The sequence below is a fragment of the Candidatus Polarisedimenticolia bacterium genome (genome assembly GCA_036001465.1).
In the GTDB taxonomy this organism is placed as follows: Bacteria; Acidobacteriota; Polarisedimenticolia; order Gp22-AA2; family Gp22-AA2; genus Gp22-AA3.
The window spans coordinates 40,926-62,057 of sequence record DASYUH010000094.1 but is presented as its reverse complement, the minus strand read 5'-3'; the positions used below and the strand labels follow the sequence as shown (position 1 = coordinate 62,057).

Here is a 21,132-nt window from a genome sequence, read left to right as displayed (position 1 = left end):
CCCGTCGGGTGCTTAGACCCCGCCGTTCGCGGGCGGCGGCGGCGAAATCGTGATCGCCCTCTCCGGGTTCTTGAGCGAGCAACCGAACACGGGTGCGCGGTGTTGGCCGGTCGGATCCCCGCGGAGGAGCGACGCGATGGCGTCGGCCCCCGGATTGTCCCCCTCGTGGCCGCGAGCCTGTGTGATCCCCCCCTCGAAGAGCAGGCGCCCGTAGGGGGAATAGAGCAGGGTCAGGCCGGAGGTGACCGCGCCGAACAGGGCGCTCTCGCGGCCGTTCGCGTCGATCGCGACCTCCACGCCCGGGATCGCCGCCGCGGTCCGCCAGAGATCGGTCTGCGTCCAGTCGCCCTCGACCCCGGCCGGGAGGAGGAAGAGCACGTGCGCCAGGAAGAGACCCTGGGTCCGGGCCATCAGGCGATCGAGCTCATGGATGCTGGCCCGGGTGCAGGGGCAGTGAGGGTGGACCAGCATGACCAGAGTGGCGCGATCCGATTCGGGGTGGATGGACGAGCCGGCGGGCCAGGTACTGGGCGCGGACCCGGCGGCGCCAGGGGACCGGGCGTATGCCCAGAGGCCCGCCATCCCGGCGCCGACGACCAGGAGCCACAGCACGCCGCAGGCGACGACCAGGAGATCGCTCCCGCGCTGATATCGCATGAATTGAACTTAGGGCCCGGGGGGACCCCCGGCAAGAGCGTCAGGAGTTGACGGCCTTCTTGTAGCCGCACCCCTCGTGATCGCAGAACAGGGTGGTGCCGTCCTTCTTGGTGATCTTCTCGAGGACGTAGGGGTTGCCGCACGAGGGGCAGCGCTCGGCCACGGGGCGGTACCAGGTCACGAAATCGCACTTGGGGTAGTTGTTGCAGCCGAAGAAGACCCGCCCGCGGCGCGAGCGCCGTTCGACGATCCGGCCGCCGCACCCGTCACGCGGGCAGTCGAGGCCGACCTCCTTCAGCTTGATGTACTTGCACTCGGGGTAGTTCGAGCAGGCGGTGAATTCGCCGAAGCGGCCGTCCTTGACGGCGAGGGGCTTCCCGCACTGCGGGCATTTCTCCTCGAGGATCCGATCCGGCTTCTTGGTGACCGTGATCTTCCCTTCCCGGTCCATGGCGATCTTCTTCGTGTTGCGGCACTTCGGGTAGGCGGAGCAGGCGATGAACGGCCCGAAGCGCCCCTTGCGCAGGACCATCGCCGAGCCGCACTTCTCGCAGGTGCCGTGGACCTCGGGGATGGCCGGAGTCTCGACGGCGCCGCCCGCCGCGGTCCCCGCCTTGCCGCCGTTGCCATTGACGACGGTGGTGATCTCCTGCGTGTTCTTGCAGTCCGGGTAGCCGGAGCAGGCCATGAAGCGCCCGTAGCGGCCCCACTTGATCACCATCGGCTTGCCGCACTTCTCGCAGGTGCGGTCGGTCGGCTCCTCCATCTTCTTGATGTTTTCCATGTTGGCGGTGGCCGCCTTGAGGTCCTTGCTGAACTGCTTGTTGAACCCCTTCAGGGCGTCCACGTAGTCCAGCCGGCCCTCCTCGATCTCGTCGAGCTCCTCCTCCATCCGGGCGGTGTACTTGACGTCGAGGATGTCCGCGAAGTGCTGCACCAGGAGATCGGTCACCGTCAGCCCGAGCTCGGTCGGGACGAACTTCCCTTCGACCTTCTCCACATAATCGCGCGTCTGCAGGGTTGACAGGATGGTGGCGTAGGTCGAGGGGCGGCCGATGCCGTTCTCCTCCATCTCCTTCACCAGGGACGCCTCGGTGAAGCGGGGGGGCGGCTGCGTGAAGTGCTGCTTCGGGTCAAGCTTCTGGAGCTTGAGCCGTTCCCCCTCCGCCAGAGGCGGCAGGGCCCGGGACGCGTCGTCCTCCTCCGGGGCGTCCGGCGAGTCCTTGCGGCTCTTCTCGACGATGTCCTGGTAGACCGCCAGGTAGCCGGCGAACTTCATGGTCGATCCGGTGGCGCGGAACACGCACGGCCCGGCCTCGATGTCGGCGGTGGTCACGTCGAACACGGCCTGCTTCATCTGCGAGGCGACGAAGCGGTTCCAGATCAGGCTGTAGAGCAGGAACTCGTCCTTCTGGAGGTATTTCTTCACGAGGTCGGGGGTCAGGTCCATCGAGGTCGGGCGGATCGCCTCGTGCGCCCCCTGGGTCATCTTGGCTGTCTTGAAGTAGCGCGGCTCCTCGGGCAGGAACTCGGGGCCGTGCGCCTTGACGATGTAATCGCGCACCTCCTGCATCGCCTCGGGGGCGATGCGGGTCGAGTCGGTCCTCATGTAGGTGATGAGACCGACGGTGCCGAGGTCTCCGAGGTCCATTCCTTCGTACAGGCGCTGGGCCAGGGTCATCGTCTTGCGGACGGTGAAGCCGAGCTTGCGGGAAGCGTCCTGCTGGAGCTTGCTCGTGATGAAGGGGGGGACCGGGTTCTTCTTCTTTTCCTTCGACTCGACCGAGCGGACGACGAAGTCCGCCCCCTTGAGCGAGGCGACCGTGGCGTCGGTCTCGGCCTGGGTCTTGAGGTCGGCCTTCCTGTCGCCGATCTTCGCGAGGCGCGCCTCGAACGGGGGCGGCTCCTTGGCCTCGAGCAGCGCGCCCAGCGTCCAGTACTCCTCCGGCTTGAACGCCTGGATCTCGCGCTCGCGCTCGACCACGATGCGCAGGGCCACGGACTGCACGCGCCCGGCCGACAGGCCCCGCCGCACCTTGTCCCACAGGAGCGGGCTCACCTTGTAGCCCACCAGGCGATCGAGAATCCGCCGCGCCTGCTGCGCGTCGACCTTGTTGGAGTCGATCTTCTGCGGGTGGTCCATGCCGTGCTGGACCGCGCGCTTGGTGATCTCGTTGAACATGACGCGGTGCAGGTTCTTGTTGGTTTTCTTCAGGACCTCGGCCAGGTGCCAGCAGATCGCCTCCCCCTCGCGATCGGGGTCGGGGGCGAGGTAGACCTTCTCCGCCGTCCCGGCCGCCTTCTTCAGCTCGTCCATCACCTTCTTGCGGCCGGGGAGGATCTCGTAGGTCGGCTTGAAGTCCTTCTTCTCGTCGACACCCAGGCTCTTCTTCGGCAGATCGCGCACGTGGCCCATCGAGGCCTTGACGGTGAAGTTCCTGCCGAGAAACTTGTTGATCGTTTTCGCCTTGGCCGGCGACTCGACGATGACCAGCGACTTCTTCAATCTCTCTCCTTCGCTCCTGCGCCGGGCCCCGGCCCGGGCGCTCTATCTTTTGAAAATAGTGGCTGTCGTCAAATTTTGCAAGCCGTCGCCTGAAACCGGCGGCCCGGGAGCTGCCGGACGAGCCCCTTGAGCTCCAGCTCGAGCAGCGTCGCGAGCAGCGCCCCGGGCGCCATCGCGCACGCCTCGCCGAGCCTCTCGATGCCGATCCCGCGCGTCCTGGGGATCTGGTCGAGAACGCGCTTCTCGGCCGACGCCAGATCCGCCGCCGCTTCCCGGGCGGCGCGCGCCTCCGTCCCGACGGGCCCGAGGCCGGGAAGAGGCTCCTGCGGCGATCGCCACCGCGCGATCGACCCGGCCGCCTCGACGATCTGCGGGGCCAGGTCCTCGAGCACGTCCGCCGCGCCGCGACACAGGAGCGCGCCGGACCTCAGGAGCTCGTTCGTCCCAAGGGCGTTCGGCTCGTCCACCGAGCCGGGGACGGCGTAGACCGCCCGCCCCTCGTCGGCCGCCAGATCGGCGGTGATGAGCGAGCCGCTTCCCCGCGCCGCCTCGACCACCACGGTCCCCCACGTCAGGGACGCGATGATCCGGTTGCGCTCCGGGAAGTTCCGCCGCAGCGGCGCCGACCCGAAAGGAAACTCGGTGACGACGGCGCCGCGCGCCACGATCGATTTCGCCAGCGAGCGGTGCTCGACCGGGTAGATCCGGTCCAGCCCCGATCCCAGGACGGCGATGGTCCGTCCGCCGCCCTCCAGGGCCCCCCGGTGCGAGGCGGCGTCGATGCCGCGCGCCAGGCCGCTCACCACGGTGAACCCGGCCGCGGCGAGCCCGCGCCCCAGGTCGCCCGCGACCTGGAGCCCGAGGGGCGTCGCGCGGCGCGATCCGACCACCGCGACGGCCAGGACATCCTCCGGCCGCAGGTCGCCCCAGACGTACAGGACGAGCGGCGGATCCGACGAGGCGCGCAAGAGTGGCGGATAGCTCTCGTCCTGCAGGGTCAGGACGGCGGCGCCCTGTCTTCTGGCTCGATCCAGCTCCTCGCGGGCGTCCTTTTCCCATTCTTTCGGCAGCCCGGAAGGGAGCGCGTCCAGAATCGAGGAAGGGCCGTCCGTGACCCCGCGTCCGGCGCGGCCGAAGAGTCGCTGCCGCATGCCCGGGTTTTCGGCGAAGCGCCTGTTCAACGCGGCCCACAGCAGGGCCGGGTGTTCCACGGAACCTCGCAGACGACGCGGAGGGGCAGTGACGTTACCAGCCCAAGCCGCGCTTGTCAAGGCGAACCAGTCAAGGCGAACCAGGTTGACGGGTGGACGTTTCAGGCGTATATGCCCGGTACAGAGGATCCGTCGACCGCCTTCCCGAGCGCCGCCAGAACAGGCCCGGCCTGCGCGACCGGGCCCACGGAGGAAAGACGATCAACTCCACGTCCCGCAGGAAGGGAACGGCCACGCTCGCCCGCGCCCTGTCGGCCGCGGCGCTGCTGCTGGCGGGCGCCGGCGGCCTCGCCCGGACGGCCCCTCCGTCCGGGCTGGTCCTCGTCTCGGCCGACTACAGGGACGGGGATGGGGACGGCGACATCTTCCCCGACACCGGCGAGACCGGGCGCCTCAGCCTGGTCGTGCGCAACAACGGCCCCTCTCTCGACGGAGTGCTCGCGACGCTGAGCACGACCGACCCTGACGTCGCTTGCATCCTCGAAGGGGGCGTGGCCCTCGGGACGTTCCCGGCGGGAACCAGCATCACCATCGGGAGCCTGGCCCCCGGAACGGCCGGGCTGAGCTTCCGCGCCAGCGACAGCCTGCAATCGTCCTCCGCCTCCGACCCGGCCCGCATCGACCTGTGCGTGACGGTGAGCGCATCCGATCCTCCCGGATTCGCGCAGAGGCTCTGCTTCTCCCTCCTCGCCGACCTCGATGCGATTGGGGGTGGAGGGGTCTTCGTCCCCGGCCCGGACGGGGTCGCGGGTACCGTGGACGACGGCGTCATCCTCGAGAATTTCGACACCGATCGCGACGGCGACGGCGTGCTCAATCTCGGGGATCGCCCCGCCGGGACACCTGGCGCCCTCAACGACACGATCGGAGTCTGGGTCGGGAACAACCCGGGCGGGCTCAATCCGATCGAAGTCGTCGGCTGCGGCGGATTCCAGGTCCCGCCGCAGGACCCGGAATGTCGGATCGATCCGGACTACGACATGGACTGGCACCTGCATTGCCCGCCCGGGAGCACGGACTGCGCCGTGTCCCGGCCCGATCACCAAACGCCGACTGGTGGCGGCCTGGCCTTCGACGGCGTCGCCTCCCTTCACTGGGGATTCCACCCGCTCGACGCGACGGATGTCTATGGGATGAGCACCACGCGCTTCCGGCAGGTGACGGCGTTCATGACCAATCCGATCAACCTGGCGTTCGCCCCGCCCCGAGGGTCCCTCGAGCTCTCCTTCTTCCACATCGTCTCACTGATGGACAACAACTCTATCGGCTTCCCGCCGGGTCAGGCCTCGGACTACGGCAACGTCCAGGTGCAGGTCGATCTCGGCCCCGACCCGGCCGTCGACCAGTGGGGCTACTGGGATCGACTCGTGCCGTTCGAGAACGCGTACGACCATGTCCCGTACATCTGGTCGGCGTTCGGAATCTCCCCGACCTACTGCAACTTCACGCCGATCGACGGCGGCCCCGACGGGGCCGCGCCGCGCGGCTACAAGGAGTTGACGTGCTATCCGTCCGGCGTCTGGTCGCATTGCGGCAACGTCGATTCGCGATATGGGTACACGTTTCAGTGCGCCGGCCCCGGTCTTGCAGGAACGGTCGGATCCGGTCTGTGGGTGCAGAGCAGGCTCAATCTCGATCCGTATCGCGGGGCGCGGGTCAGGATCCGATGGGTTGCCCAGTCCTGGGAGTTCGACTGCTGCGGGTACTCCTACCACGAGCTGAACTCCTCCTGGGACAGCCCGGACGATGACGGCTGGTGGCTCGATCAAATCGTCGTCAACGGCGCGCTCGAGTCCCAGGCCGCGGCGACCGTGGACGACGATGCGCCCCCCGCCGGGAGCGACGACGTGTCCGATCTGGCCATCCGCTTTTCGAGCGATCTCGGCAGGGGGTCCGGGACGGTCACCTGGAGAACGTCGTCCGAGTGCGACCTCACGGGATTCAACGTGATCGTCCGTGACGCCCACGATCGGCGCGTCCAATTGAACAGCGTCCTCATTCCGTGCGAGGCGTGCGTCACGGGGGAGGGCCGCTCGTACGCCTACCCGGTCCCCAAGCACAAGAGCGGGCGCAACCTCTTCCTCGAGGTCATCCACCTGAGCGGGGTCGTCCGGACCGTCGGCCCCGCGCTGAGGGAGTAGCCGCGTCCCTTTACACGCCAATCTCTCCAGCGTAGGATCGGGCCGACGTTGAGGTGATTTCCTCCGGAGGGAGCCACGGATCCGCTGCCGACTCCGGAATGAGGCCACCTCTACTCATGTCGACTGCGCCCGACGCCGCGACCCTGGATCGCTTCAGCCACAAACTTCATGGAACCCGCAACCAGTGGGGATCTTTCGGGAGCCGGCTTACGGTATAAGGTGTCGCGCATGCCGGCCTGCCCGTGGGCGCTCCTGCTCTGTCTCGCGCTTCTGGTGACCCCGGGCACCGCGGCCTTCCAGGAGAGCGGGCCGCGCCCGGGCGCCCGGCACGGCGCCCCGATCGAAGTGGTCGCGCGCGCCCGGGACGGACGGTTCTGGGTCCGGGCCGATTCGAGTGGCACCGGCCGGCCACCCGGGGGCGGCCCGACCCGGCCGATGTTCGTCAAAGGGGTCAACATGGGCGTGGCGCTGCCGGGCCGCTTCCCGGCGGAGTTCCCGCATGACGGCCCGACCTACGGCGGCTGGTTGCGCGACGTCAGCGAGATGGGCGGCAACGCGGTACGTCTCTATACGCTTCTGCCGCCGGCGTTCTACGCGGCGCTCCTGAGTCACAACAGCACCAGGGGATCGAGACCGCTCTGGCTGCTGCAGGGGGTGTGGACCGAGCTGCCCGAGAGAGGCGACTACGACGGCGGCCCCTTCGTGCAGGGATTCCGGGAGGAGATCAGAAGGGTGGTGGACGCGGTGCACGGCCATCTCGACCTCCCGGCGCGTCCCGGGCACGCGTCCGGGGCCTGGCGCGCCGACGTGTCGCGCTTCACCCTCGCGTACGTCCTCGGCCGTGAGTGGGAGCCGCACTCGGTGCGGAGCTATGACGCCCGGTTCTCGAGGGCGGACAGGGCGTCCTTCCTGGGCGACTACTTCACGGCACGGATCGAGGATGGCGCCACGCCGTTCGAGCAGTGGCTCGCCCGGACGATGGACTTCACGGTGGGCTACGAGACCGGGACCTACCGCCAGCAGCGGCCGATCTCGTTCGCCAGCTGGCCGACCCTCGACCCGCTGCGCCACCCGACCGAGTCGACCCCCGCCGAGGAGGCTGAGGCCCTGGGGCGCCGGGGTGAAGCCGACCAGGCGGACATGATCCGCGAGTACGAGGAGTGTGAGGACTGCGTGTCGGTCGACTCGACGCACATCGTACCGACGGCGAGCGCCCGGGGAGGGCTGTTCGCCACCTACCACGCCTATCCTTATTATCCCGACTTCATGAACCAGGACCCCGCCTACGGCCGCGCCCGCGATTCGCAGGGCCCGAGCAACTACGTCGGCTACCTGCGCGATCTCAAGCGCCATCATGGCGCGCAGCCGGTCCTGATCGGCGAGGTGGGCGTGCCGAGCAGCCGCGGCGTCGCCCACCGGCAGCCGCAGGGATGGCACCACGGAGGCCATTCGGAGCGCGAGATGGGGGAGATCGACGCGCGCCTGGTGCGTGACATCCACGAGGCGGGGCTCGCGGGCGGGGTCCTGTTCGCGCTCCTGGATGAATGGTTCAAGAGGAGCTGGCTGGTCTCCGATTTCGAGCGGCCGGCGGAGCGCAAGCCCCTGTGGCTCAACGTCCTCGACCCCGAAGAGCATTACGGCATCCTGGCCGCGCGCCCCGGCGAGAACGGCTGGAAGGTGACGATCGACGGCAGGCCGGGGGACTGGAACGGTGTCGCGCCGCTTCTGTCCCGACCCGAAGGGGGGCCCGAGCGGCGTTTCGGGGACGGGCACGACGCCGCCCGGACGCTCCGCGGGCTGTGGGTGACCTCCGACGAGGCCTATCTCTACATCCGGCTGGACGTCGATCGCCTGGACGCCGACGGGGACGGGGCCCCCGACTGGGGCCGCGCGGCGTACCTCATCGGGATCGACACCTACGATCCGGACCGCGGGGACCATCGCCTGCCGATCGGCGACCGGGCCGCGTCCCCCTCCGGACTCGAGTTCTGCGTCATCCTCGACGGAGCGGACACCGCGCGACTCCTCGTGGACGTGCCGTACGACATCCAGACGCACCGGCACAGGAGGCCGTACGGTTCGGTCCGCAACGACGACGGCCGCTTCATGGAGATCAGGGCCGAGACGAACCGCAGGCGCGTGGCGCGCGACGGAGGGACCGTCCCGGCCTTGCAGTGGAACCTCTCGCCGCTGCTGCACGCCTCGATGAACGCGCGCGATCGCGATCACTCGACCCTCGCCGACTGGCGCGCCGGCGCGGACGGCAACCTCATCGAGGTGCGCCTGGGCTGGGGGCTCCTGAACGTGACCGATCCGTCGTCCCGCCGCGTCCTGCATGACGGGGCGGCGGTCCGCGGCGAGGTCGGCACGGTCGAGACGCCGGGCTTCCGCTTCTACGTCGCCGCGGTCGAGCCGGAAGGGCCGGCCGGCGGCCCCACCCCGATCGCCGCCCGGCTGGCCGATCGCCTACCGCCGGGAGACCTCGAGCGGCCCGGGGACCTGCCGATCTACGCCTGGCCCGCCTGGGACCGACCCACCTACCGGGTGGAACGAAAGGAGGCCTGGGAGATCCTGAGGCGCGGGCTCGCGACGATTCCGTCGGGCGGGGAGGCGCGATGACACGCGGCGGTCGGGCCGTCGGGCCGGCGTGGCTCGTCGCGGCCGCGGCGCTGGCGTTCCACCCCGCGACGATGGCGGCGCCGCCGCAAACGGTCGCGGGGACGCCCGCAAGCACCCGGCCGGTCGCCGACATCGTCCGCGAGGCCGACCAGGCGTTCGCGCGGGAGGACTTCAAGACGGCGCGCCCCCTGTACGAGGAGGCGGTCAGCCGGCAGCCGGATCACCTGCGCTCGCTGGTGCGCGCGGGACTGATCGAGTCGTGGGACGGCGCCCTCGACCTGGCTGCGGAACACTACCGCCGCGCCGTCGAGATCGCGCCGGACGACTTCGACGCCCGGCTCGGGCTGGCGCGCGTCCTGGCCTGGTCGAAGGACTATGCCGGGTCGATCGATGCCTACCGGACGCTGCGCGCCGGGCATCCGGACGATCCGCGCGTGCTCCTCGGGCTCGGGCAGGCGCTGTCGTGGGCGGGGCGCTTCGACGAGGCCGACGCCGTCTTCCATGAGATGGAGGAGAAGAAGATCGAGCCGATCCAGGCGCACGCCGGGCGAGCGCGCCTGCGCGGCTGGCAGGGGCGCCTGGACGAGGCGGCGCAGTTCTGGCGCGACGTGCTGCGGGCCGAGCCCGGAAACCTGGATGCCCGGATAGGGCTCGGCTGGGTGAACCATTGGAAGGGGCTCGACCGGACGGCGCGCGAGCAGGCGGGGAACATCGTCCTGGACCATCCCGAGAGCAAGGACGCGCAGGAGCTTCGGTCGGCCATCCAGACGGGCCTGAGGCCGTACGCCGAGGCGGAGGCGTTCCGCTCCAGCGACACCGACTCCAACCAGGTCGAGGGGGCGACCGCCGCCTTCTCGTTCAAGGCCGAGCCGCAGACCACCGTGCGCATCGCCTATTCGACCTGGGACGCCGAGTTCCGCTGCCAGGATCCGGCGTTCTGCAGCGCCCCCGGGCTGGTCGTGGGAAGCGAGATCCACACGCGGGCGCAGGGGCTGTCGGCCGCCGTGACGTCGCGCGTGGTCAGCCCCATCACGTTCAATGCCCACCTCGGCGCCGTGCGGGAGGAGACCTTCGACGGCCGATCGCGAGCCTTCTACACGCTGGGAGGGTTCATGAGGCTCCAGGTGGGGCCGCGCTTCGCCGTCGGCACGAGCGGCGGCCGGGACGTCCTGGTCGACACGGCACCGCTCATCGACCGCGGCATCCGGGTCGACGAGGCGAACGGTCGCGTCGAGCTCCTCTTCCGATCGGCATGGACCCTGACCGGGACAGGCGGCCTCGCCTCGTACTCGGACGGCAACGCACGCAAGACCGCCGGGGCGGCGCTCGCGTGGCACGCGGCGCGCGCGCACCCCCGCGTGTCGGCGGTTTTCGACGCGCGCTGGCGGGCGTTCAACGACGATCGCGACAACGGCTACTTCGATCCGCTGCGCTACGACTCGGAGCTCCTGACGGTGGCGATCTCGGACGAGCACCGGGACGGGCGCTTCTACTGGCGCCTGGAGGGGACCTACGGCCGCCAGGCGTTCACCCTCGGCGCGGCCGAGCCGCGCGACGATACCGTGCAGGGGGGCACGGCGCTGGCGGGCGTCAACTTCGCCGCCGGACGGGCGGCCCTCGAGGCGTCCTACACACACAGCGACTACGCGCTGAACGTCGCGAACGGTTTCACCTACTCGCGCTCCGGCTTCTTCTTCCGGTACAGGTTCTGAGCCGGGAACGGTGACGGGATGCACCCGATGCACGACGTCATGATCCAGGTGGTCACGGCCGCCGGGCTGGTTCTCGCCGGCCTGACCGCCGGAATCGTGGTCAACAAGGCGCGGCGGGAGATGAGCGAGGCGATCGACCGGCGGCGCCGCACGCTCCTCGAGCCGGCGATCCTGGAATACCTGGGGGCCGCGACCTCGAAGCCCCTGCCCGGCTACCTGCCCGGGAGCCTGTCGCGGCGCGACCGCCGCCTGGTGGAGGAGATTCTCCTGGAGGCCGCGCGTCGCGCGAAGGGGGACACCCGCGGGCGGATCACCGCCGCGCTCGAGGGACGGGGGTCGGTCCGGCAGGCCATCTCGTCCCTGCGCAGCAGGCGTCGGTGGAAACGGGCGGACGCCGCGGAGAGCCTGGGGCTCATGCGCAGCCGCGAGGCGGTCGAGCCCCTGGTCGCCCTCTTGAACGACCCCGAGCCCGAGGTGCGCATCCGTGCGGCTCGCGCCCTCGGGCTCATCCGCGGGACCACCTCGATCCGCCCCCTGGTGCGGGCCCTCGCCGATCCCAGCCGCTGGTCGGCGATCCGGGTGGCGGAGATCCTGATCGGCGTCGGCACCGAGGCGGCGGACGAGCTCCTGGCGGCTTTCGAGAGCCTCCCGCGACTCGGGCGAATCTCGGCGCTGGACGTGCTCGGGCGCATCCGGAGCCTCCGGGCCGTCGGCCTGATGAAGCGCTGCCTGGACGACCCGGACGCCGACCTCCGCGCCCGCGCGGCGCACGGGCTGGGCCTCATCGGCGATCCGGGCGCCGCGGGGGATCTGATCAGGGCCCTTTCGGATCGGGAATGGCCGGTGCGCGCCATGGCGGCGAAGGGGCTCGGCCGCATCGGCGATCCGACGGCGATCCCGCACCTGCGCCAGGCCATGAAAGACCGACAGTGGTGGGTGCGCGCCAACTCGGGCGAGGCGCTGCGCGCCCTGGGGGCCGTCGGCCGCGACGCGCTCGTCGACATGCTGCACTCCGAGGACCCGTTCGCCCGGCACATGGCGGTGTCGCAGCTCGAGGAGGGGCGCCTCATCGAGCAGTACGTCTCCGACCTGACGTCGGCCGAGCCCGAGAAGCGCGCCGCGGCGATCCGCTTCGTCGAACGGGTGACCGCCGGCGCCCGCCTGGACGACACGTCCCGGCAGGCGGCGGAGAGCACGCAGGAACGGGTCCTCCGGGCTCTCGGCGACGTCCTCAAGGCGCCGGGCCCCGGGCCGCGCGCGGCAGGCCCTCGATGAGCCCGCGCCGGGCGGGAGGCGCCCGATGACCTGGATGTCGATCCTCGTCGCCATCGTCCTGGCGTTCAACCGCTGGGTCATCTATTACTTCGGCCTGCTGAACGGCGTCTACGTCGTGCTGTTCCTCCTGTCGTTCGTCCAGGTGATGCGTTTCGTCAGGCGGACCTTCTTCTCCGACTACGAGCAGATCCTCAAGTCCGAGATGACCTGGCCGATTTCGATCATCGTCCCGGCCTTCAACGAGGCGCGCAGCATCGTCGAGACGGTGCGCTCGCTCCTCGCGGTGAACTACGGGCAGTTCGAGGTCGTGGTGGTCAACGACGGCTCGACCGACGGGACGCTCGAGCGCCTGGTCGGGACCTTCGAGCTGAAGGGCACCGACCGGATCTACCGCCGGACGCTGCCGACCGGCCCGGTGCGCGGCATCTACGCCTCGCTCGACCATCCCAACCTGATCGTGGTCGACCGCGAGTGGACCGGCAAGGCCGGGGCGCTGAACACCGGCATCAACGTGTCGCGCTATCCCCTCTTCTGCTCGGTGGACGCCGACTCGATCATCGAGGAGAACGCGCTCCTGCGGGTCGTCAAGCCGTTCATGGAGCACCCTCACGAGATGGTCGCGGCCGGCGGCATCGTGCGCATCGTCAACGGCTGCGAGGTGCGCGAGGGACGCGTGGTGCGCATCGGCCTGCCGAAGAAGGCGCTGCCGATCTTCCAGGTCGTCGAGTACCTGCGCGCCTTTCTCGGCGGCCGCATCGGCTGGAGCGCGCTGCGGTCCCTCGTGCTCATATCCGGCGCCTTCGGGCTGTACCTCAAGAGCGAGGTCATCGCCGTCGGCGGCTACGACGCCTGGTCCGAGACCGAGGACCTCGAGCTCGTCCTGAAGCTCCACGAGCACCTGCGCCGGAGCGGCCGCAGCTACCGCATCGTGTTCGTCCCCGACCCCGTCTGCTGGACCGAGGTCCCGTCCACCTTCCGCGTCCTCGCCCGCCAGCGCAACCGCTGGCACCGCGGCCTCCTGCAGAGCCTCTGGCGCCACCGGGGGATGATCCTGAATCCGAAGCACGGAGTCATCGGCGTCCTGGCGCTTCCCTACTTCCTGCTGTTCGAGACCCTCGGCCCCTTCGTCGAGATCCTCGGCTATCTCATGGTGGCTCTGTCGTGGCTCCTCGGCCTGCTGAACGTGGATTTCTTCATCCTGTTCATGATCCTCGCCATCTTCTTCGGCGTCTTCCTGTCCGTCGCCGCCGTGCTCCTGGAGGAGATCTCCTTCCGCCGCTATCCCGGCTGGGAGCACCTGGCCCTGCTCGTCCTCGCCGGCGTTCTGGAGAACTTCGGCTACCGCCAGGTCCTCTCCGTCTTCAAGGTGAAGGCCTTCTTCGATTTCCTGCGGCGCCGCAAGGCCTGGGGACGCATGGAGCGCGAGGGGTTCCGGGCGGCGGCGAAGACGGGCTAGAATCCGGTCGGCGAGGGGCTCTCGCGGATCGATGCCTCCGCGAGCCCGGCGACGTGGCGCAGCACCCGCATGTGAATGGTGTGGATGATCGGGTCGGCCCACAGCCTCCAATACCGTTCAGGGACCATGTTGGTGCGGTACCAGGTCCGGCCCACGAGCCGCGTTCGCCCACCCGGCAGCGCTTCCAGCAGGAACTGGCCTCGGGCGGACTCGAGGTACCCGTCGAGGTGCGGCGGTCTTGGACCCTCCCAGAGAGTCCACTCGCTCATCGGGTCGGGTGAGAACGTGACGGCGAAACCAAGCTCCCGCGGTGGATCCCACGTTTCGATCGGCTCGATGAAGGCCCCTGTCGTGAACTCGCAGCGGCGGACAGCGCCCTCGCCCTCCCCGTCGATGACGGCCCCCATCGGGGCGGCGACCCCGGCGCTGAAGATCCACTCCGAGGGCGGGGGCAGCGGAGCGAATGCGGTCACGTGGCGCCAGACCGTGTCCGGAGGGGCGTTGACCAGAATCGACGACTCGACCGGCAGAAACTCGGATGCAGGAAGCGAGGTCATGCCCTCCGCGGAGAGAACCAGGGGCAGAAGCAGGAGGGCGGTGGCCGATGGAGCCATCCCCATACCGCGCGTGTGTCGTTCCAGCAGGCATCCAACGACGGCTCCAATGACCGCACCGAGCAACACGAGCGGCATCGCCATGGCGAGGCACAACAGCCCTTCGAGCGCGAAGACAACGACGATCGCGCCCGCCATGAAGAGCGAGAGCAACGCGGAGAGGATCGCTCCGGCCATGAGTGGGCGATGCCAGCGTGCGAAGAGGATTCCCGTGACGAAGCCGCCGATCGGCGGTGCCCCGATGAACAGCCCTCCACCATAGGCGCGCAGCAAACCGACGACCATCCCAAAAGCCGCCAGGCCGACGACGGCCCCGACGGCTCCGGCCGCGATGGCGGCACGGGCATAGGTCATTCGAACGGGGCGACCCGGATCGCGGCCGTCTGGCCGGATTGCGGTCTCCCTTCCAGGCACCAGCGCGCAGAAGCCGAAGAACATGATGTTCACGAACGGGGCAAAGAATAAGAGCGCGAGCCAGGCAGAGAGTCCCGCGTCCCGAAGCCTGCGGATGGTGAGAACGAAACCGACCGCAATGAACGGGAGGGCGACGGCCCACATCGCCAACCAGTAAACAGTGTTCTCAGCCGGATGGAACAGTGGCGCGTCCGACGGGCGGATGTAGTAGAGGAGCGAATAGGGCCTGGAGAAGACCCGCGCCACCGCGATGTCGATGGCGATTTTCACCGCGAACAGCGTGACGCCCGCTGTGAAGTACGGCGTGCGTCCGAGGCCCTTGTCCAGGGGGACCCTCATGGCAGGCATTCTATGCCTGAACGATTCATGGCTGCGTGCCCGTCGCTGACGGCTCGATGTGTTGAGTCAGGAAATCATCCGGTGCTATCCTCGATGGCACCACATGGCGCCACGATCGACCGTCGTCTCGGCCACGCTTCTGTTTGTCGCCACCGCGGGTGGAATCGCCCTGCTCGATTCTGCGCATGGGGCCGACTCGCCGGCTGCCACCGGCACACCGGCAAGCCCGGCCGCGCAGCATGCATTCCTCGAGCTGCGCCTTGCGGGCGGGGTCTTTCGTCCCCTGGCGGGGGAGCCGGCCGCGCCGGGGTGGTTCCGCGCGACTCCCGAGGATAGAAGCCCACGCGGCCGGCGGTACCTGGTCGCGATAACCCGCGCGGCGCTGGACGCCGAGGCGCGCCGGCTGCTGGAAGTGGCCGGGGCGGAGCTGATCGACTATCTACCGGTTCACGGCTACCGCCTCCGGCTTTCGCCTGAAGCCGAGGACAGGGTGCGGGGGCTGCCGTTCATCGCCTGGCTCGGCGCCCTGCCGCCCCACCTGAAAGTCGAGCCGCAACTGTCCGCGCGGGCGGGCCGCCCCGGGGGGGACACGAAACTGCGGGTCATCCTGGCCGAAGGAGAGCCGGCGGGGCGGGCGATCGAGGCGCTCTCGGACCTGGCCCCGCTCGCGCGACCATCCGGAAAGGACGGCGCCTGGCGGGTCGTGGCCACCGTGCCGCCGGACCGGATCGCGGCGATCCTGTCGCGGCTGGCGGCCCTGCCGGAGGTCGAAGCGGTCGAGCAGGTCCGGCCGTTCCGCGCCACGAATCAGGATGCCGTCTGGGTCCACCAGTCGTTCGTCGGTCCCTCGCCGCAACAGACGCCGGTCTTCGACCGGGGGATCTTCGGCTGCGGCCAGGTGGTGGGGATCGCGGACACGGGACAGGACTATGACCTCTGCTACTTCCGCGATGCGGTCAACGGACCGCCCCCCTTCTCCACCTGCGCGCTGGCCCCCTGCCCGGCGGGAACGCCGGCCCCGGGCCGGCGCAAGGACATCCTGTATTACAACTGGTCGGGGACGCCGACGGGGGACGACGACACCTGTCCGCCGATCTTCGGCGGCAGCGGTCATGGCACGCATACCTCCGGGTCGATCGCGGGAGACACGTCCGCCTACGCCGATTGCGCCTCCTTCGCGTCCCCCGGCCGCAACGGCGGCGACGGGCAGGCCCCCGGCGCCAAGCTGGTGATCCAGGAGATGGGGGACGGCCTCGAGTATCTCAACGATCGCGGCGGCACGCTCTGGAACCTGGCCGACGTGGCTTATCGGAGCGGCGCGTCGATCCACTCCGACTCGTGGGCCGGGGCCTGCCACGACATCTTCGGCTCCTGCATCCCCGGCTGCACGATGCCGTACGACTCCTTCGCGCGGGACGCCGACCTGGCGATGTGGACCTACCCGAACCTGCTCCTGGTCCTGGCGGCCGGGAACGCCGGAGAGTTCTGCCCCGCGCCGATTGCGGTCGGCACCCCGGCCATCGCCAAGAGCCCCGTGGCGGTCGGTTCGGTCGGGCATGGGACGAACGCGACGGCCCCTTCGACGTTCTCGAGCCCGGGACCGGTGTTCGACGGCCGGCTGAAGCCCACGGTGGCGGCCCAGGGGGAGGAGACGATCTCGGCCGCCTCCGACGCCGACCCCACGAGCAACAACTGCGGCACATGCTCTCTCAACGGAACGTCCATGGCGGCGCCGACGGCGGCGGGCCTGGCGGCCCTGGCGCGGGAGTACTACACAGGCGGGTTCTACGCATCGGGAAGCCGCGATCCGGCGCGGGGCTTCACCCCCACGGGCGCCCTGCTCAAGGCCACGCTCATCGACGGGGCGGTCGCGCCGGGTGCGGGGGCCCCGGCGGCCGACTTCGACTCCGGCTACGGGCGGGTCCTTCTGGCTTCGACCCTCGCATTCGCCGGGAGCCCCTTCGGCCTGCGGGTGGACGATTTTCGCGAAGGTTTGGTCACGGGGAGCCAGGTCGTTCACGCCTACGACGTCGCCGTCGGGACAGCGCTGCGCGTCACGCTCGTCTGGACCGACTTTCCCGCCGCCTTGAACGCGCAGAGCGCGCGGGTGAACGAGCTGCGTCTGGAGGTCGTCGATCCGGATGGCAGGGTCTGGTTCCAGACGATCGATCCCGGCACGGGATTGCCGGCGCAGACGGCGGACGCTGCCGCCCCGCACGACGATCGCAACGTGGAGGAGCGTCTCGTGTTCGACGCTCCGGCGGCGGGGAGGTGGATCGTGCGCGTCAGGGGGGTGGACGTGCCGTGGGGACCCCAGCCGTTCGCGCTTCTGGTGCGCGGAGCCCTGACGGATTGTCCGGCGCCGGCCGCGCCCCCGGCGCCGGTCCTCGACACGCCGGCCGACCGGCAGGTCCGGATCTCCTGGGCGGCCGTTCCCGGCGCCCTGGCGTACAACGTCTACAGGAGCTTCGGCGCGTGCCCGGGAGGGCCCTGGATCGCCGTGGCGGCCGGGGTGACGGGGACCTCGTTCCTCGACACGACCGTCTCCGGCGGCGTCACGTACAGCTACCGGGTGGCCGCCGCATCGGACGCGTCGTCCGCCTGCGAATCGGCCAGGTCGACGTGCGCCTCGATCACCGCGCAGGGGGACTGCGTGCTGGCGAGCGAGTTCAGGGGGGTGAAGAGCGCGTCGAGCGCCGGGCTCGCGACGTGCGCGATCGAGCTAGCCTGGGACCGGGCGGTCCCCTATTGCGGATCCGACGTCCGGTACAACGTCTACCGAAGCACTACTCCGGGTTTCAGCCCGGGCCCGGCCAGCCGCATCGCGCGCTGTGTGATCGGCACCGCCTACACCGACGCGGCTGCCCTCGTGCAGGACGCCACCTACCACTACGTCGTCCGGGCCGAGGACTCGACCGGCGGCCACGGCGGCCCGTGCCGCGGGGGGAACGAGGATGCGAACGTCGTGGAAGCGAGCGCCTCCCCCGACGGTCCCAGGGCGCTCGGCAGCTTCCGAGACGACGCGGGGGACACGGGGACCGCGAAATTCCTTCCCGCGGCCCCTTGGACGAGCGCACTGAGCGGAGGGAACCTCGGCCCGAAGGTCTACACCGCCTCGAGCTACGCCGGGGCCTGCGCCGATCTGACGAGCCCCGCGCTGACCCTCGCCGATCCGGGAGAGGGTCCACTCCTGACGTTCGCCACCCGCCACGATCTCGAGTACGACCCGTCCGGCATATTCGGGGCGGAGGGATCCATGGGGCAGGTGGAGATCGCCACCGGCCCTGCATTCGGCTCCTGGACGCGCGTTCCGCTGAGCCCCACCTACCCGGCCGTGGTGGAATTCCCGCTCAACGACTGTCCGACCACGGCCGACATCGACACGTACTTCAGCGGCGTCCGGACCGCCTATTCGACCTACACGGCGTCGCTCTCGAACTGGGCCGGCGGCGACGTGAAGATCCGGTTCCACCTCTCCGGGGACTACCTGTATCCCTCCGGCGGCTGGTGGGTCGACGACGTGGTGGTCAGCAAGACCATGGCGCCGGGGGCCTGCGCGACGGTCCCCGCGGGGCCGCCGCCGATTCCCGACGGAAGCGCGGTGCCCGGACTGCCGCTGCGCGTCGCGACGAGCGGGAACGACATCGTTTTGACCTGGGACGCGACGAGGTGTCCGGCCACGGCGGTCAATGTCTACCACGGAAGCCTTGGCGATTTCTCCCGGTTCACCGGGGGGGCGTGCAGTCTGCCGCCGACCGGCTCGGCGACCGTCCCGATGCCGTCCGGGTCCTGGTTCCTGGTCGCGGCGACGGACGGGGGGGCGACCGACGGCAGCTGGGGCCGCGACCTCTCCGGAGCCGAGAAGAATTACGCCGGCGCGTCTCTCGCCTGTCCCGCGATCACGCAGCACGTCGCGAGCAACGGCTGCCCGTGAAGGTGTGCGCCGGTCTTGTCCCGGCGTGCAGGCTCGAATAAACTGACCGCGCGTCTGGCCGCGCTTGCGGACCGGGTCGCTCGCCGGATCACTCCAGGGAGGATCGAATCATGCTCAAGCCATGCGTGTCTGTGCGCTGTCTCGCTCGCCCGGCGGCCGTGGCGATCGTCGTGACGGTGCTTGCGCTTTCGGCCGGGTGCGTGTCGAGCGGCAAGTACAAGTCACTCCAGCAGGAGCGCGACGCCCTGTCCGCGCGCAACCAGGCCCTGCAGGGAGACGTGAGCGCGGCCAACCAGAAGGGGGAGGCCCTTGCTCAGGAGAAGAGCGCCCTGGCCGCCGAGAAGGCGGCCCTCGAGGCGCGGCTGGCCCAGCTCGAGGATCAGGAAAAGACCCTCGGCTCGCAGCTGCAGCAGCATGAGGAGGACGCCCGGAAGCTCAAGTCCACCTACGACGGTCTTCTCGGGAGCCTGAAGAAGGAGCTGGAGGCCGGCCAGATTCAGGTGCAGCAGCTGCGCGACGGATTGAGCGTCAACGTGGCGCAGGAGATCCTGTTCGCCTCCGGCTCGGCGGCGCTCGACAAGAGCGGCAAGGAGGTCCTGCAGAGGGTGGCGGAGCAGCTGAAGCAGACGAGCTACCAGGTCGTGGTCACCGGCCACACCGACAACAAGCCGATCGGCGCGGGGCTCGTCAGCCGCTATCCGACCAACTGGGAGCTGGCGGGGGCGCGCGCCGCGAGCGTCGTCCGGCTGTTCGTGGAATCGGGACTGCCCGCCACGCGCATGCTCGCGGCGTCGATGGGGGAGATCCAGCCCGCCGCCTCGAACGACACGCCGGAAGGGCGGGCCAAGAACCGCCGCATCGAGATCCGGCTGCGGCCGGTCGTCGTCGAGGAGTAGGCCGCGCGGACGGGCGAGCGCGCGCCGGAGGCCTGATGCTTCGCACGCTGCGCGTCGGCGATCGGATCAGGGTGGAGCCCGACGAGCTGCGCTTCCAGTTCGCGCGCAGCGCCGGCGCCGGCGGCCAGAATGTCAACAAGGTCAACAGCAAGGCGGTCCTGCGCTTCGCGGTCTCCGCCTCGCAGGGCGTGCCCGCCGACGTGCGCGAGCGCTTCCTGCGCCGCTTCGCCCGCCGCATCACGCGCGACGGCGACCTGGTCCTCGCCAGCCAGCGGACGCGGGATCAGCGGCGCAACGTCGAGGACTGCATCGACAAGCTGGCCGCCATGCTGGCGCAGGTCGCCGACGCCCCGGCTCCGCGCCGGCCGACCCGGCCCGGCCGGGGAAGCACGGAGCGGCGCCTGCGCGAGAAGCGGACCCGTTCGGCGATCAAGAGCCAGCGGCGTCGGCCGGACGACGCCGACTAGTCCGCTTCTCAGCGACCGGCGCCGGCCTTCCAGTCGGCGATCTGTTGTTCGGTCTTGGCGATCTCGCCCGGCTCGTCCTTGGCCTCCTTGCCGATCGCCACCGCCTTCTCGGCGAGGGCGATCGCCTCCTTCCTCTTGCCGTCCTTGTCGAGCATGGTGGCCTTCAGGCGGAGGTTCCAGTAGGTCTCCTTCAGGGCGACCGACTGGTCGATCCATTTCATGGCCTCGGCGCGGTTGTCGAGGTTGGCGTTGAAGGCGTAGCTGGCGGCGCTGTAGGGGTCTTCCCAGTCTTTCACGTCCCCCGCCAGGGCCTCCCGGATGCTGGCCATCGCCTGGTTGTTGGTGTCGGCCTCGATCTTGAAGGGGATCCGCAGCTTCTCCCAGGCGAGCTCGACCGTGGCGCGATCGCTCGCGACGTCAGAGAACGAGAATGCCATCCACTCCTGATGCGGGCCCGTCACGGGCGTGACCTGGATGCGCAGGGCGTCCATGGAGGCGTCGTAGTCGTAGCTGCCCCACTGCTCCGCCTTCTTGTTGAAGATGAGCGTCCAGGCCGACTTGCCGGGAATGGTGTGGAAGGAGTAGATCCCGGCCGGGAGCGCCTGGCCGTTGATCTTGACCGGCTTGCTGAACGAGAAGGTGGTGGCCTCGTTCGCGCCGGTCCTCCAGACCTTGTCGTAGGGGACGAGCTCGCCCCAGATGACCCGTCCCTTCACCCCGGGGCGGCAGTACTGGACGGTGACGTCGGTCAGACCGACCGTCTGGGTCACCGAGGCCTTCTGGCTCACGCGCGGCAGCTTCAGCTCGGCGGACGCGCTCGACACCAGAAGCGCGGCGATGGTGGTGCACAACAGGGCTTTCTTCATGAAGGGCCTCCTCGAAAAGTCAGTG

13 protein-coding genes are annotated in these 21,132 nt (G+C 69.8%); 8 read left to right on the top strand and 5 right to left on the bottom strand.

The window, feature by feature from the left end; translation table 11 throughout:
• Positions 1-12 precede the first annotated feature (12 nt).
• From VGV60_16900 to dprA, 3 genes are all read right to left on the bottom strand, one after another.
• A complete protein-coding gene (locus VGV60_16900) occupies positions 13-657 on the bottom strand; it encodes a hypothetical protein (protein ID HEV8702951.1) in 645 nt (214 codons plus the stop codon).
• A gap of 40 nt (positions 658-697) precedes the next feature.
• The gene (gene topA / locus VGV60_16895; GenBank protein ID HEV8702950.1) at positions 698-3,163 is read right to left on the bottom strand and encodes a type I DNA topoisomerase; all 2,466 of its coding nucleotides are present in this window, start codon (positions 3,161-3,163) and stop codon (positions 698-700) included.
• 68 nt (positions 3,164-3,231) lie between these two features.
• The gene (dprA, locus tag VGV60_16890) at positions 3,232-4,374 is read right to left on the bottom strand and encodes a DNA-processing protein DprA (protein ID HEV8702949.1); all 1,143 of its coding nucleotides are present in this window, start codon (positions 4,372-4,374) and stop codon (positions 3,232-3,234) included.
• Positions 4,375-4,466: 92 nt separating this feature from the next.
• Between dprA and VGV60_16885 the strand changes: the two genes are divergently transcribed.
• From VGV60_16885 to VGV60_16865, 5 genes are all read left to right on the top strand, one after another.
• The gene (locus VGV60_16885) at positions 4,467-6,515 is read left to right on the top strand and encodes a hypothetical protein (protein ID HEV8702948.1); all 2,049 of its coding nucleotides are present in this window, start codon (positions 4,467-4,469) and stop codon (positions 6,513-6,515) included.
• Between the two features lie 228 nt (positions 6,516-6,743).
• Positions 6,744-9,134 carry a hypothetical protein gene (locus VGV60_16880; protein ID HEV8702947.1) on the top strand — a complete coding sequence of 797 codons (2,391 nt, stop codon included), beginning with the start codon at positions 6,744-6,746 and terminating at the stop codon, positions 9,132-9,134.
• Complete coding sequence (locus VGV60_16875) at positions 9,131-10,846, top strand: tetratricopeptide repeat protein (GenBank protein HEV8702946.1); 1,716 nt, start codon at positions 9,131-9,133, stop codon at positions 10,844-10,846. Before VGV60_16880 ends, VGV60_16875 begins: the two co-directional genes overlap by 4 nt.
• Before the next feature lie 27 nt (positions 10,847-10,873).
• On the top strand, positions 10,874-12,121 hold the full coding sequence (locus VGV60_16870; protein HEV8702945.1) for a HEAT repeat domain-containing protein: 1,248 nt from the start codon (positions 10,874-10,876) through the stop codon (positions 12,119-12,121).
• Between the two features lie 25 nt (positions 12,122-12,146).
• Complete coding sequence (locus VGV60_16865) at positions 12,147-13,577, top strand: glycosyltransferase (protein HEV8702944.1); 1,431 nt, start codon at positions 12,147-12,149, stop codon at positions 13,575-13,577.
• Here the strand turns inward: VGV60_16865 and VGV60_16860 are convergent.
• Positions 13,574-14,944 carry a DUF805 domain-containing protein gene (locus tag VGV60_16860; protein ID HEV8702943.1) on the bottom strand — a complete coding sequence of 457 codons (1,371 nt, stop codon included), beginning with the start codon at positions 14,942-14,944 and terminating at the stop codon, positions 13,574-13,576. The genes VGV60_16865 and VGV60_16860 overlap by 4 nt on opposite strands.
• 103 nt (positions 14,945-15,047) lie before the next feature.
• Between VGV60_16860 and VGV60_16855 the strand changes: the two genes are divergently transcribed.
• From VGV60_16855 to arfB, 3 genes are all read left to right on the top strand, one after another.
• Positions 15,048-18,878 (top strand): S8 family serine peptidase, encoded by a 3,831-nt coding sequence (locus VGV60_16855; protein ID HEV8702942.1) that lies wholly within the window; start codon positions 15,048-15,050, stop codon positions 18,876-18,878.
• Between the two features lie 110 nt (positions 18,879-18,988).
• On the top strand, positions 18,989-19,774 hold the full coding sequence (locus VGV60_16850; GenBank protein ID HEV8702941.1) for an OmpA family protein: 786 nt from the start codon (positions 18,989-18,991) through the stop codon (positions 19,772-19,774).
• 35 nt (positions 19,775-19,809) lie between these two features.
• Positions 19,810-20,241, top strand: coding sequence for an alternative ribosome rescue aminoacyl-tRNA hydrolase ArfB (gene arfB, locus VGV60_16845; protein HEV8702940.1), 432 nt, complete (start codon positions 19,810-19,812; stop codon positions 20,239-20,241).
• Positions 20,242-20,249: 8 nt separating this feature from the next.
• Here arfB and VGV60_16840 read toward each other — a convergent pair whose 3' ends face one another.
• Positions 20,250-21,107, bottom strand: coding sequence for a DUF2911 domain-containing protein (locus VGV60_16840; protein HEV8702939.1), 858 nt, complete (start codon positions 21,105-21,107; stop codon positions 20,250-20,252).
• Positions 21,108-21,132 lie beyond the last annotated feature (25 nt).